This is a genomic window from Planctomycetia bacterium, from assembly GCA_015075745.1.
Taxonomy (GTDB): Bacteria; Planctomycetota; Phycisphaerae; order UBA1845; family UTPLA1; genus UTPLA1.
In genome coordinates, this window is the sequence record JABTTW010000001.1 from 294,142 (window position 1) to 307,407 (window position 13,266).

Annotated in this window: 13 protein-coding genes and 2 pseudogenes; 12 read left to right on the forward strand and 3 right to left on the reverse strand. The window is 58.9% G+C overall.

Features of this window, described 5'->3' with window-relative positions; genetic code table 11:
• Positions 1-3: 3 nt before the first annotated feature.
• The 12 genes and pseudogenes from HS101_01205 (at position 4) to HS101_01260 (ending at position 9,960) form a co-directional block, all read left to right on the forward strand.
• Positions 4-447 carry a cupin domain-containing protein gene (locus HS101_01205; protein MBE7504884.1) on the forward strand — a complete coding sequence of 148 codons (444 nt, stop codon included), beginning with the start codon at positions 4-6 and terminating at the stop codon, positions 445-447.
• A 125-nt stretch (positions 448-572) separates the two neighbouring features.
• Positions 573-1,070, forward strand: coding sequence for a universal stress protein (locus HS101_01210; GenBank protein MBE7504885.1), 498 nt, complete (start codon positions 573-575; stop codon positions 1,068-1,070).
• Positions 1,067-2,020: pseudogene (locus HS101_01215) on the forward strand (DNA-3-methyladenine glycosylase 2 family protein). The gene HS101_01210 and the pseudogene HS101_01215 overlap by 4 nt, the downstream one beginning before the upstream one ends.
• A gap of 30 nt (positions 2,021-2,050) precedes the next feature.
• Positions 2,051-2,551, forward strand: a pseudogene (locus HS101_01220) (DUF488 domain-containing protein).
• 48 nt (positions 2,552-2,599) lie between these two features.
• Entirely contained in the window at positions 2,600-2,833 is a 234-nt protein-coding gene (locus HS101_01225) for a DUF2945 domain-containing protein (protein MBE7504886.1), read from the forward strand.
• An 898-nt stretch (positions 2,834-3,731) separates the two neighbouring features.
• A complete protein-coding gene (locus HS101_01230) occupies positions 3,732-4,496 on the forward strand; it encodes a trypsin-like peptidase domain-containing protein (protein MBE7504887.1) in 765 nt (254 codons plus the stop codon).
• 347 nt (positions 4,497-4,843) lie between these two features.
• Positions 4,844-6,343 (forward strand): VTT domain-containing protein, encoded by a 1,500-nt coding sequence (locus tag HS101_01235; protein MBE7504888.1) that lies wholly within the window; start codon positions 4,844-4,846, stop codon positions 6,341-6,343.
• 66 nt (positions 6,344-6,409) lie between these two features.
• Positions 6,410-7,255 carry an FAD-dependent oxidoreductase gene (locus HS101_01240; GenBank protein ID MBE7504889.1) on the forward strand — a complete coding sequence of 282 codons (846 nt, stop codon included), beginning with the start codon at positions 6,410-6,412 and terminating at the stop codon, positions 7,253-7,255.
• On the forward strand, positions 7,242-7,706 hold the full coding sequence (locus tag HS101_01245; GenBank protein MBE7504890.1) for a hypothetical protein: 465 nt from the start codon (positions 7,242-7,244) through the stop codon (positions 7,704-7,706). Before HS101_01240 ends, HS101_01245 begins: the two co-directional genes overlap by 14 nt.
• 495 nt (positions 7,707-8,201) lie before the next feature.
• A complete protein-coding gene (locus HS101_01250) occupies positions 8,202-8,498 on the forward strand; it encodes a MoaD/ThiS family protein (GenBank protein MBE7504891.1) in 297 nt (98 codons plus the stop codon).
• Positions 8,499-8,645: 147 nt separating this feature from the next.
• Positions 8,646-9,005, forward strand: a complete 360-nt coding sequence (locus tag HS101_01255; protein MBE7504892.1) for a DUF1428 domain-containing protein — start codon at positions 8,646-8,648, stop codon at positions 9,003-9,005.
• Between the two features lie 253 nt (positions 9,006-9,258).
• Complete coding sequence (locus HS101_01260) at positions 9,259-9,960, forward strand: hypothetical protein (protein ID MBE7504893.1); 702 nt, start codon at positions 9,259-9,261, stop codon at positions 9,958-9,960.
• 104 nt (positions 9,961-10,064) lie between these two features.
• Here the strand turns inward: HS101_01260 and HS101_01265 are convergent, their stop codons facing one another.
• The 3 genes from HS101_01265 to HS101_01275 form a co-directional block, all read right to left on the reverse strand.
• Positions 10,065-10,724 (reverse strand): DUF5329 family protein, encoded by a 660-nt coding sequence (locus HS101_01265; protein MBE7504894.1) that lies wholly within the window; start codon positions 10,722-10,724, stop codon positions 10,065-10,067.
• A 419-nt stretch (positions 10,725-11,143) separates the two neighbouring features.
• Entirely contained in the window at positions 11,144-11,839 is a 696-nt protein-coding gene (locus HS101_01270; protein ID MBE7504895.1) for a hypothetical protein, read from the reverse strand.
• Positions 11,833-12,798: a PEP-CTERM sorting domain-containing protein gene (locus tag HS101_01275; protein MBE7504896.1), complete on the reverse strand. Its 966-nt coding sequence runs from the start codon at positions 12,796-12,798 to the stop codon at positions 11,833-11,835. The genes HS101_01270 and HS101_01275 overlap by 7 nt, the downstream gene beginning before the upstream one ends.
• Positions 12,799-13,266 lie beyond the last annotated feature (468 nt).

Consider the following 13,266-nt stretch of genomic DNA (forward strand, 5'->3'; position numbering starts at 1 on the left):
ATTATGAAAAGCGGAGAATCCGACTCATCGCGACAAGATCACGGGGTCCAGACCTCACGATCGCAGGTCGAACAGCCGTTCGCAGCACCGCAGCAGCAGTTTGACTTGAACAAGGTGACGGCCAGACTCAAAGACGGATTTGAGTCAAGTGCCGGCCGCGCCGGGCACCGCCAGGAGGCGTTGTTTAAGCACGGCCCTACAACGGTTGCGCTGTATCTCTTTGCCCACCTTGCACGTCTGCCTCCGCACCGAGCCAAGGGTGTCGTGATCATTCAGGTTCTTGATGGTCGCATCGAGATTTCTGCCGAAGGGAATGTCCATGATCTTCACGCGGGCCAATTGCTGATGCTGGCCTCGGGAGTTGAACATACCGTGGTCGCGAAAGAGGATAGCCGAATGCTTTTAATCGTACATCTGGATGTCACTACCGAAAGCCCGTCAACGTGATCGCTTCCTGGGAAACGAAATGATGGACGACTTTACGTTATCCAGGAAAGCGATCGGACGAGCGTCAACGCCAAACGAGTCGGACCGCGTCAGCCGCGAAGAGTATTAGTCAAGGAGTCAACAAGATGCAGACAAAGGTTATTCTATACGCAACCGATTTCTCCGAGCCGTCCAGGTTCGCTTTTTCGCTGGCCTATTCTCTCGCCCGCGACCACGGCGCTCGATTGATCGTCTTAAATGTAATACCGGCGGGGACGTACGAGATTATCGATCTCGCCCAGCTTGGGCTGGGAGAGAGTGAGCGACAGTTTGAAGACGAGATTCGCCACGGACTTCGGCAGCTTCAGCCTCCCGACAATCACGTCTCCATGGAGTACAAACTCGCCAAAGGCGACCCGGCCAAATCAATTGTCAAAGTGGCACAGGACACGCAGTGCGACCTGATTGTCCTCGGCACGCATGGACGAAGCGGACTCAGAAGAGTGCTGATGGGTAGTGTCGCGGAACATGTGTTGCGCGTAGCGCCCTGTCCTGTGTTGGTCTTGAAAGGACGAGTGGCGCCGGCAGATAGTTCGGTTATCGCGCCCGAGGAGTCCTCCGGGCCGACAGCTGATCCTCAATGAGGGCGAAATCTGATTTCAAGAGTCGGATTTCCTTTTCTCTGACTCCGCTACCGCCCTTCCGATTGGATCTGACGGCGTGGACGTTGCGACGTCGCCCGGATAACGCCGTTGACCGCTGGGACGGGACTGCATACCGCCGGGCGTTGCGACTGACCACTGGGCCAGTGGAAGTCGTGGTGACGCAGTTTGGACCGCCTGAGGCGCCGAAGCTTCGGGTCGTGCTGAGCGGAAACGCACTTCGATCGCAAGCCAAGGCTGAGGTGTCATCAGCCTTGCGCCGGTTGCTCGGCCTGGACATGGATATGCAGGCGTTCTATCAATTTGCCAAAGGCGAGAGGCCGCTGGAAGACGTGGCCTGTCGCTTTAAGGGGATGAAGCCGCCTCGCTTCGCCACTGTCTTTGAATGCTTAATCAATGCGATCGCTTGTCAGCAGTTGACTTTGACGGTTGGCATCCGCCTCCTCAACCGTCTGGCGGAGGCCTATGGCGCCGCTGTCTATGTTGGCAATGCAACGGCGTATGCTTTTCCACACCCCGAAGATCTGGTCGAGGCATCACCCGCGGCCCTGCGCAAACTCGGATTTACCCAGCAGAAGGGCCGCGCGATTATCGAGATTGCCCGCTCTGTGACCGAAGGCGATCTGGATTTGGAAGGGCTCGATGCTTTACCTGACGATGCTGCTCTTATCTGTCTTCAGAATCTGCGCGGTGTAGGCCGTTGGTCGGCCGAATACGTCTTGCTGCGCGGATTGGGACGACTAAACATATTTCCGGGTGACGACGTTGGAGCGCGAAACTATTTGCAGAAGTGGCTGCACCTGCTCGGCCCGCTCGATTACGAAGGGGTCGGCCGCGCTCTCGAAAGGTGGAAACGATTCGGCGGCTTGGTCTATTTACACTTATTGCTGGGTCGTCTCGCGGAGACAGGCTGTCTAAAAGCTGAGGGCATCCTGCCGGGTGACTCCGCATCCGATTCGCCTGTGATCTGGACGATTGGGCACTCGACCCGAACGATCGAGGAGTTCATTGACCTTCTCCGTCAAAACGGCATCAAGACCCTGGTTGACGTGCGACACTTTCCCGGTTCGCGCCGCTTTCCTCATTTTGGCAAGGCAGCGCTGGATCATACGCTTGCCACGGCCGGTATCGGTTACGAGCACGTGGTCGAATTAGGAGGGCGGCGACCGCCGCGATCTGATTCGCGGAATCATGCGTGGCGAAACGCTGCCTTCCGCGGCTATGCCGACTACATGGAGACTCAGCCATTTAGGAAAGGCGTCGATCGCTTGCTGGATATCGCCCGCGGCGGCCGGACTGCCGTCATGTGCTCCGAGGCGGTCTGGTGGCGTTGTCACCGGTCAATGATCGCTGATTATCTCAAATCCCGAGGCGTCCGGGTCATTCACATCCTGGGCTCCAACAAACTTCAGGAGCATCCGTACACATCCGCGGCGCGGCTGATCGGTGGAGCGCTCACTTACGAGAGCCCGCCGCTCACCCCCCATACAAATCCATTGGAGGACGTCCCGATGAAACACAGCTTCAAAGTCGGCGATCATGTTGAGTGGAACTCGGAAGCGGGTCGGGTACGCGGGACCATCAAGAAGAAAATCAATTCGAAGATAAAATTCAAGGGATACACCGTCCATGCGTCGAAAGAGGAACCGCAATATCTGATCGAGAGCGAAAAGACGGATCACATGGCCATGCACAAAGGATCGGCTCTCAAGAAGCTCAAGAAGGTCAAAAAACGCAAAAGCTGAGGCGTGTCGCCGTTCAGCCATGATGCTCGATGCGCGGCGCCAAGTGGCGACTGTGCGCTGTGTTCCGCGCCCGTCGTCGGGAACATGGCGATTCGTCATATCAGAAAGCATATGGCATACTCACCGACGCCGCTGGACCAGCATTTTATCTATGCATTTGGCTTCTGGGCGTCCATTTCGAGCGGGGAACCTCTCATTCTCGGCGCCCGGAATGAATGGCGTGATTCCGGGCGGACCGCCGAAGATTTCGCGAATCGTCCCGCTTCGACGCCCTGTGGGTTGACGTCGGAAACCGCAGAAGGAATGGTGCAATTTCCAGGGGGTCTTCCAGGAAGCGTGGAAGCACTACGTCTCAAAGCACGACAAGATGACACACGAATCACGTGCCACCCCGGAGCTCATCGAACGATTCGGTGTCGAGGCATTGCAAACGTTGGTGATTATCGACGCGGCGGGCCGAGTTCAGAGCGTCTCGGCCGGGTTGACGGACGTCGACGAGCTCGGCAGGATTTTCAGGCCCCTGATGCAGTAATTTGGCGTCTCAGCCCCGCCGGATCGTGCTCGTTAAGCAACTCGGAGTGCTCTCAAAGTAGCTGGGACTCATAAGACGATCGGGCGCGAATTCTTGAGCCATCTCTCGTTGTCTTACAAGCCTGTTCGACCGGCGTGCAGCGCGCGATACAATGGGCAACATAATCGGCGCCAAGTGTCAGTCGTCCCGTGAGACGTAAGGCCCTCACGAGGTGACGACAGGAGCGTTGCAAGCCCGGTTCGTGCCATGACAAGATGGGTTACAGCCCGCCGCTGGGCCATGATCTTGAAGTAACCGACCTCGGACTTCGCCACCTCCTGCCGAGCCAGAAGCGGCTCGCCCAAATAGTCGAAGAGAGAACTCCGCATGTTTAGAAATCTCGCTGTTGTGCTCGTTCTTGGTGGCGCGGTTGCGTCAAGCGGGGGTTGCGCAAGATCGTCCGCCACCGGTTTGCACTCCACCGATCGAGCGGTGCACGCCGTCTCGGCTTCACCTCCCACTTGCCCGATTTGCGCGCTTTACAGCCTGCACCGGACGGTAGTAGTTCGCGTTCAATCCGACGAAGGCCAGGGTACCGGGGTGGTGATCGGTTCATCGGGCGATATCCTGACCAGCGCCCATGTGGTTGCCGGCTTGGAAGAAGTCCGCGTCGGTACTCTGGATGGGAATCACTACACCGGCAAGGTCGCCTTCCGGGACGTGGAAAATGACCTTGCGATCGTCCGGATTGAAACGCCTGGTTTGGTATGGAAGACGGTCATGCTCGATTTCGATGAAGATGTGCCTGTGGGCACCAGGATCTTTGTCATCGGCCATCCGGTTGGGCTGGGCTGGACGGTGACGCAAGGCATCGTTTCAGGACTGCGCGAGGCCGGCGACATTGCCCCCACGGAATTGATCCAGACCGATGCGCCGATTTCTCCTGGCAACTCCGGCGGCCCGCTTCTGGACGAACACGGGCACCTGGTAGGAATCATTCGATCCAAGCTGGTAGGGCCGGGAGTCGAGAACGTGTCATTCGCAATCCCTTCGCGCGTGGTCAAGGTATTTCTCGATCGCGTACCTGCCAGAACCAATTCAACATCGAACGCGTTTCTCAGGAGCGCCGGAGTCCTGGCGGCACGGACGTGACCGCTCGTCAGAGGGAGGCGCTTTGTGAGAAATCGAAGGACTGCATCATGCCTCGCAAGTCTGAATCCGAATCGCGGAAACCGTCGGATCCGGACGAAGTCATCGCAGCCGTCAGGTCTCTAACGATAAGCCGGTAGGAAACGGCAGCCCAGCCGCAGGGAGTACTCATCTTGAATGCGCACTCGATCAACACGGCCGCCGACGGTAACGAACCCGCGGCTCAAATAGCCGTCAACTCCGCAAGCCGATCGTCTTGGCGACTGGTGAACCTGGTCGCTGCGGCGACCATCGTCATCTGCCTGATCATCCTCGCACGCATTCTCCCCGTGGAAAGGGCAATCGGCGCAATGCAATCGGGCATTGACCGACTCGGCTGGTTCGGCCCGCTCGCCTTCGGCGGCGCATACATTCTCGCGAGCCTGCTCTTTGTGCCCGGCTCGGTCCTCACGCTTTCATCCGGAGCGCTCTTTGGCTTGCTATGGGGAATGGTCATTGTATCGATTTCCTCGACGATCACCGCGGCATTGGCATTTCTCATTGCCCGTCACTTCGCTCGGGCGGGCGTCCAAAGAGCCGCCCAGGGAAATGCGCGATTTTCGGCAATCGATCGGGCGATCGGCACGGGGGGTTGGAAGATCGTGGCCCTCTTTCGGTTGTCGCCGGCTGTCCCGCATAGCTTGGGAAATTACCTCTACGGAATATCGTCAATTCGCTTCTGGCCCTACGTTCTGGCGAGCTGGATCTGCATGCTCCCTGGGACGTTCATGTTTGTGTATCTCGGCCATGTCGGCGCCGAGGGTCTTCAGGCGGTAAGCGCAGGCGGCAGCGCGATCGGCGCCGGCAAGGCGATCCTGTTGTTCGCCGGTCTGCTGGCGACGGTGGTCGTGACCGTGTATGTCACGCGTTTGGCACGACGTGTCCTCGCCGAGCAAGGTGCATTGGATATGGCATCACCCCCGCCGGATTCCGGATCCTCTCCCCTCGACGCCGGAGCAGCGCCGGTGAGCAAGCGAAAGATGGCAGTGCCCATCTTCGCCCTCGTTCTTGCGGTGATAACGGGCGTAGCATGGATGCGGCGAGACGCCCTGCAAGGCATTTTCGGCCCGCCGGGCGTCAAACTGGTGGAGGCATACGGCTCGGAAGGCGTGGGAGCCTCGTTCGACCATTCAATTTTCAATCAACTGCTCTCGAGCCACGTCACCGAGGGGGGCTGGGTGGACTACGCCGGCCTGCGTCGGGACTCTTCGCAACTCGACGCATACATTGCTCTAATCGCCAAGGCGCGTTTCGATGAGTTGAGCCGCGACGAAAAACTGGCCTTGTTGATCAACGCATACAACGCATTCACCCTGAGGCTCGTCCTCGACAAGTACCCGGTCACATCGATCAAGGACATTCCCGACGCGGATCGATGGAATGACAAACGATGGAACCTGGGCGGCAGCGTCTGGAGCCTGAACCAGATCGAGCAGAAGCAGATTCGTCCGAAGTTCAAGGAGCCGCGGATTCACTTTGCCTTGGTGTGCGCGGCGGTTGGCTGTCCGCCCCTGCGAAACGAAGCATACGTCGGCAAGCGTATCAACCGGCAGCTCGATGAACAAACGCGCTACGTTCACTCCCACAGGACGTGGTTTCAATTCAAATCGGATATCAAGACCGCTTACCTGACTCAGCTCTACAAGTGGTATGGCGGCGATTTTGAGCAGGTGTCAGGCGATGTGCTGAAATTCGCCGCGTCTTCCTCAGACTCCCTGCAAGCGGCATTGAAGGACGGTATGCCGATTCGCATCGAGTGGCTTGACTACGACTGGCGATTAAACAGCATTGACAATCGGCAGGATCGATAGCAAGGAGACGATTGAGTGATTGCATCGCAAGAAGACATGGCAGCCGAGGCGCGGCCCGGAGGTCCCATGGCGGATCCAGCCAATGGCAGTGCTATGATCGGTCGCCCGCCGCAGACCTCTTCCGCGGATGAGCACAATCGCCGTTTGGTGGCAAATATCCATCCGACTGCGTGGACCAACCCGACTCCCGCTGGTCGTTACAATCTGGTCGTCGTCGGCGCGGGAACAGCAAGTCTGGTAACGGCGGCCGGCGCTGCAGGCCTCGGCGCAAGGGTCGCCCTGATTGAGCGCGACCTGATGGGCGGCGACTGTCTAAACGTCGGCTGCGTCCCATCCAAAGCCTTGATCCGCGCCGCGCCGGGATCCGCCCGCATGATTCAGCGCGGCGATTTCGAGAGTTGGGCATCGATGTCCGTATTGGCGAGGCGCGTTTTACGAGTCGGCAGATGGTCGAAACCGGGGGACAGACCCTCCGTCTTCCCCCGGGCGCGCGGGCCGCATCATTGCCGATTCCCGGCCTCGCCGGGGAGGAAGTTGAGGCTTTCCAGTGAAAATGACCGAACTCAATGCCAAAGTTATCCAGCGAATCGAGATTTCGCCGGCGCTCATCGTTCTCCGGGTTGCGCCCGTTGGCTGGGAGATGCCCGCGTTTACGCCCGGCCAGTTCGCGATCTTGGCGCTTCCCGGCAACAGCGCCCGCTACGCAATGTGCGAGGAGGAGGACGAGACGGCCGAAGGGGATCGACTGATCAAGCGGGCATATTCCATCTCCTCGTCTTCGCGGCTCAAGGAATTCCTGGAGTTCTACGTGGTCCTCATTCCTTCCGGCGCGCTGACGCCGCGACTGTTCGCCTTGCAAATGGGCGATCTACTGTGGCTGAGCCCCAGGTTCAGCGGCATGTTCACGCTTAAGGAAGTGCCACCGGACAAGCACCTGGTGCTGATTTCGACGGGAACGGGGCTGGCCCCGTATATGAGCATGTTGCGCGATGAGTTGCAATGCGGAGGGCCCCGTCGCTTCGCGGTCGTTCACGGTGCGCGCCATAGCTGGGAATTGGGCTACCGGAGCGAATTGATGATGCTGCAGTCGATGTGCCCGAACATGACTTACTTGCCGCTCATCAGCCGTCCGCAGGTTGAACCCGTTCCCTGGACCGGCCGCGCCGGTCGGATTCAAACGGTCTGGCGCGAGAGTCCGTTGCGCGAATTTTGGAAGTTCGATCCGACGCCGGATAACACACACATTTTTCTCTGTGGCAACCCCGGCATGATCGAGGAGATGACGGCCATTCTCTCCGAGGACGGCTTCAGGGAGCATTCTGTACGCCAGCCCGGACAGATTCACATCGAGAAGTATTGGTGAAGAATCCCGGCGGACCTTGGAACAACCGGAGACATCGTGAAGTGGCGGACGCATCGGGCCCGGACGACCATCGGGGCGGCTGAAGGAGCATCGCTCCCGGCACGCGCTTGCGTCGCAAATGGCTTGGCATGTGACGAGAGACGTCGTGGCTGAGATTCCCCACTAAGCGTGGACGCCCAGAAGCGAGAAAATGAAGCTCGCAGGAGACCTTTAATGGGTCAGGGCAAGGCACACCGGCGGGCACATCTACGCCTCCGCCGACACGGACTTCATGTGAACGACTCCATCGCCCACGGACTCAACAGAAAGTGCAAATCGGATGGCGTTTTCGTTGAAGAACTCGCCGGGAATCCGACTCCTGCATTATACTCTCTGCCCGACGGTACTTGCGGAATTAGGCCCATTCTGGGGAAATGTGTCGGTGTTCAGGAAGTGGGGCTCCCCCAAAGCTAAAGGGGGATGGTCGAATTATTCATGGAGGCGTAGAGGCCCCGCATGATCCGCATCATTCTCCCATTCCACCTCCGCAACCTCGCCGGCGTTGACAGCGAAGTCTCGCTCGATGTCACAGGCCCCATCACCCAGCGCGCCGTCCTCGACGCGTTGGAAGCGAAGTTCCCGGCCCTGCGCGGCACCATTCGCGATCACGGCACGCTGAAGCGCCGCCCTTTCGTCCGCTTTTTCGCGTGCAACAAGGACCTCTCCCACGATGACCCGGATTCTCCCCTGCCGGAGGCCGTTGCAAGTGGCAGCGAGCCCTACCAGATCGTCGGCGCCATCGCGGGGGGCTAAGGCGGCAGGCTTTCTTATCCGTCACCAGCGCTGTTGCCTCATGCTCCTAATCCTAATCTTCGCCCTTCGGCCGCCGCCGACCGTTGCACCCTCTCAGCAGTTTTAATATCCTCCCCAAAAACCTGAACCCCAAAGGAGCCCCCAACCATGAACTACATTGATGGTTTCGTCGTTCCGGTCGCCAAGAAGAACCTCCCCGCCTACAAGCGCCTCTCCTCCATGGCCGCCAAGCTCTATCGCAAGCACGGCGCGCTCGAGTACATCGAGGCCGTCGGCGACGACCTCAAGATCAAGGGCATGTACCCCTTCACCAAGACGGTCAAGCTCAAGCCGGGCGAGACGGTCCTCTTTTCTTACATCGTGTTCAAATCCCGCGCCCAACGCGACCGGGCAAATGCCAAAATCATGAAGGACCCCTCCCTCCACAAGATGATGGAGAAAATGCCGGTGCCCTTCGACTGCAAGCGTATGGCCTACGGAGGCTTCAAAGTTTTCGTAAAGGGGTAGGGCAATTGGCGGGGCACAGGCCGTCAACGCGTGATTGGTCACGAAGTATAAGGGACGCGAAGGGTATTCAGATCGCGGCAGGTGTCGGTCCGCCGGACGGAGGCCCCCCGACATCCGGATTGAATCTCAATCGAGAATATCGTACGATGACATCCAAGTCGGATGAATGCGCGACCTCGCCTCCGCGTGGACTTGCTCAACTTGCCGGCCCCATCTCTTCGCCGGCATTGTCGCGTGAAATTGGAGGATCACCATGATCGCAAAGCGATCGCATCTTGTGGTGTTTACCCTGTGTTTGCTCGGGTTGGCCCGCACCGCCTGGGCCGGCTTTTCGATCGATGTTTACATTGACAACATTATCGCCTACCAGGTCCTGGACAACAGCCCGGACGACGCCGATCTCACGGTGGGCAACATCGAGCACCACTTCCAGTTGAACGATATGCAGAACCGGTGGGAGGCGACAGGTGTAATCTTCGCCGAAGGAGGCTTCAACGGCGTGCCGCCCGTGTCGACCGTGGTGACCGATACTCTCATCGAAAAAATCGCCAACGTCCCCCTCAACGTCGGCGAAATCGACTTTGTTCACCACTACGCAGCGTCCGGCCTCCAGTCGCACACCGCATCGATCGACGGCGTGTTCGACAACACGATTGATCACGAGGTTCGCGGCGCCGACCTGCTTTATCTTGCCAACATCAACGGCCAGCCGTTGGGCGCCTACGGGACTGGACTCTATGCCGGGCCGGGCCCTCATGCGTTCATGGGCAGCCTCGGGCCGCTCGTCCTGCCGACGACGACCGAGCACCACATGACACTGCGGTTCTACCTCGATTCGCTCGGCGACTCGATCGAGATGTTCAACAGCGCCGAGATTCACACGACTCCGGAGCCAACCTGCGCGGCCCTCATCATCGCCGGCTGCATGTTGGTCGTCTCGCGCCGATATCGCTGAACGCGTTACGTGTAGTGACCTCACCTGGCCGCCACCCAGGAGCGCGGGGGACATTCTACTCGTCCGCCTCCAACCTCGACCGCTCGCAACGCTGCCCATCGGACTTATTCTGGTTGAGTAGAGCTCGTCTTTATCGTGATGACAGTTCCGGCAGCCGAGTCGGACTTTTGCAGCACGGGCTCTTTCGACTTACCCGGTGCTTTTCTGCGAAGCCACTCGCCGAGCGGAATTGATTTGCCATCCGCAAGTCTGACGGCGTAATCTTCGCCGGAGGCCATCGACTTGGATGCGATATTGTCTATGAACTCATCGACGGTCGGGTTAGCTTCCCCAAGATAGCCCAGCTTCTGACGGAGCAGGGCCGCCATGTCTCGGCCGGCGAGTTCCTGATCGTTTCTGACGAAGATTGACTCGCTGGATTCGAGCGTCCGGAGAAGTCGTTCTATCGCGACTCGATCGAAGTCCTCCCTCCGCATGATCGACAAGGTAGCATAGTCCTCGCCCATGAGGAGATTCACCAAACGATCGAGCGAAATGACGAACTCACCCTGGCCGATCTTTGTGGTGATAAAATCGCCCTCTTTCATCTCCTCGCGATCGATCAGCGGATTCCCCGAGCGGTCGAGGACCGACACCAGGACGAACCCACCCGTGATGTCGCCCAAGTGAAAGCTGAGCGAACCATCTGACGCGGCGATCTTCCTCGTTTCGCGCTGATACACCGTCTGCGTCACAACATCGCGTGGGCCGATGTCCAGCGACACGGCTACCTGCCTGGAAGCGGCACATCGGAGATTCAACCCGCACGAGGCAAGTACTAGGAGCATGAGAAGAAGGCGGCAACATTGCGACGGACGATCCGAATTAGAGGAATGCATAAAAAGATCTCTCGCTTTGGCCAAATGCAACCGGGCACTAAGGGGTTCACTCAGCTAGAACGGGAAACCTTGAGCGCATTCACCCCCCTTGGGAACTTGTCGTGAAACCTGAGGCCCTCGCATTGGAAAGCCAATTCGTGCATGGTTTTCGCCGTTGAGAGATTCCTTTCCCGAACGCCCCACCGCGCGAATCCCCTCCCGCATCCGTCGGCCTGAAAGGCCAAACTTCAGTAGGCAGGGGCTCCGCCCCTGTTAACACACGCACGCCCATCCCCTCCGACCCCAACAGGGTCGAATTGTCTCATCTAGCAAACGCTAAATCGCGCCCGCCTTCGGACGAGAACCAGCGATACGACGCCGACGAGCGCCGCGGTCTGCGGCTCGGGGATGGTGGATAGTTGGAAGGCGAAGCTGCCGTTATTGAAGACCCAATTAGGGACGATTGGGTTTGAATTCGCCCGACCCGAAACAACTCCAGTGCCGTACTCCCATCGATAGGTGCTATCCACATCACCGAGCTGCACAATCTCAAGCCAGTACACCGTGCTCGATTGAAGGACGAACGAAGTGCCGAGGTTCGCCTCATATCTGAACTCGGGAGAGCCGCCGAAGATAAATCGGCCTGTGGCGGCGCGACTCGCATTTAAGAAGGATTCCTCGTAGAGAACCGCCGAGTCATCCGGCAACCCGTCGCTCGAACGCGGCGCGTAAAACCGGACGCGCATGTACTCATCGCCCGCGGGCGGATCGCTCGTTCCATCGAAGTTGCCGCCGTAGAAGCCCCACCAGGTAACCCGACGAATCTCAGCCGATTCGCTGACCTGTACGTTGTCCGCCACGAGTTGCCATACCTCTGGAAAACCCATGACCTCGTAGAACGCGGTGTCCGATCCAATTCCCCCGCCCAGATTGGGCAACTGTTCAAAGACAATCCCCGCCGGGGTGGCCGAGGCGAGGGAAAGCCAGACCGGGCACGACCACCAGACGGCACGCTTCAACATGGCGACGACCTCCGCCAGCGACGCCGCACGAAAACCAGCGAAACGACGCCGACGAGTGCCGCGCTCTGCGGCTCGGGGATCACCGCGATCCATGCCTCAGTCCGGCCTTCCGGGTTAAACCCCCACCCAGCAATGGTTCGACCATCCGCCGAGATATCAACGGGCTCGTACAGTTGCCAGCCGGTCAAATCAGCGCCGAATTGGTTGATGAGGATTTCCCTCAGGTTTCGCATACCGCGAACTTCGTCCCACACAAACGCCTCTCCGCCGATTTCTGTTCGGCCCACTCCGACGATGACCGAACCGTCCGCCGAGACTGCCGTTGCAGCGCTGTACGAAGGCCCGCCCGGCAGGTCGCCCAGGGGCTGCATCCCCGATGGCTCGGTCCACCTGAATGCCACGTTGTCCTGTGGCCTTACTACCTGCCCGACGATAGTGGACCCGTCGAAAGACACGCCGAGCGCGACGCTCTCAATGTACAAGGGATGAAGGCCGCCAAGTTTGACGATGCCCGCGTCATTACTCCAGTAGAAGGCTTCGTAGCGTAAGGTCCCGAATCCCTGTTCTGTTCGGAGGAGTCTGCCAACCGCAACGCTCCCGTCACCCGATAGGCGAAGCGGCACACCCTCCGTGTAACCGGTTCCTGCGAGGCTCAAAACCTGAATTCCCTCGTCTTGTCTCCAGACAAATGGAAGCCCCGAGTCGAATGCGCTGGCGGTGTTCACAACGCCAACGACGGTCCGACCATCGTACGAAACATCCCATGCGGCGGAATTAAACGTCTCCGGCGTCAACTCGTGGAGCGCCATGAAGCCATCTTCGGCGGTCCATCGAAAACTCCAATCGTTGTTTTGGTCTCCGTACCCGCCGACGACGACCGATCCGTCGAAGGAAGTGCCGGTTGCAACGGTGTACGAATTGGCCGGGGGAGAGGGATTTAGCGCGTTTAGACCATCCACAGCCGTCCAACGATAAGCATGCCAATTCCCAGCATGGGCTGAGAAACCGACGACCGTGCTGCCGTCTCCGGAAATGCCGTATGCAATGCTGTAGGGCGTCGGATTTGGAAGTGCCCCCAATCCAAGAAACGACCCAGGCGGCAATTCCGCCCGAACGGTCGAAAGAGGATAGATCAATAAACAGGAAGAAAATATCGCAACGTGGAATGATACTCGCGGTAACAAGGCAGCCTCCTCATGCCTCTCCGACCTTCGCCCACGTAGAATCCTAGGCCCCGGCCACGTGTCCGGCCGAATGGTGTCTACACCCCTTTCGCACGCACCACCATGAGTTTCTGGTTCCGCGTCCCGCATCCCTCGGCCTGAAAGGCCAAACTTCAGTAGGCAGGGGCATCGCCCCTGTTAACCAGCGCCCGCCCATCCCCTCCGACCCCATCGGGGTCGAATTGTCTCATCGAAAAAACGCCT

Excerpts from the sequence above, each read along its gene's own strand:
- HS101_01205 (MBE7504884.1), top strand. The coding sequence starts at position 4 with ATGAAAAGCGGAGAATCCGACTCATCGCGACAAGATCACGGGGTCCAG.
- HS101_01210 (MBE7504885.1), top strand. The coding sequence starts at position 573 with ATGCAGACAAAGGTTATTCTATACGCAACCGATTTCTCCGAGCCGTCC.
- HS101_01225 (MBE7504886.1), top strand. The coding sequence starts at position 2,600 with ATGAAACACAGCTTCAAAGTCGGCGATCATGTTGAGTGGAACTCGGAA.
- HS101_01230 (MBE7504887.1), top strand. The coding sequence starts at position 3,732 with ATGTTTAGAAATCTCGCTGTTGTGCTCGTTCTTGGTGGCGCGGTTGCG.
- HS101_01235 (MBE7504888.1), top strand. The coding sequence starts at position 4,844 with ATGCAATCGGGCATTGACCGACTCGGCTGGTTCGGCCCGCTCGCCTTC.
- HS101_01240 (MBE7504889.1), top strand. The coding sequence starts at position 6,410 with ATGGCGGATCCAGCCAATGGCAGTGCTATGATCGGTCGCCCGCCGCAG.
- HS101_01245 (MBE7504890.1), top strand. The coding sequence starts at position 7,242 with ATGTTCACGCTTAAGGAAGTGCCACCGGACAAGCACCTGGTGCTGATT.
- HS101_01250 (MBE7504891.1), top strand. The coding sequence starts at position 8,202 with ATGATCCGCATCATTCTCCCATTCCACCTCCGCAACCTCGCCGGCGTT.
- HS101_01255 (MBE7504892.1), top strand. The coding sequence starts at position 8,646 with ATGAACTACATTGATGGTTTCGTCGTTCCGGTCGCCAAGAAGAACCTC.
- HS101_01260 (MBE7504893.1), top strand. The coding sequence starts at position 9,259 with ATGATCGCAAAGCGATCGCATCTTGTGGTGTTTACCCTGTGTTTGCTC.
- HS101_01270 (MBE7504895.1), bottom strand. The coding sequence starts at position 11,839 with ATGTTGAAGCGTGCCGTCTGGTGGTCGTGCCCGGTCTGGCTTTCCCTC.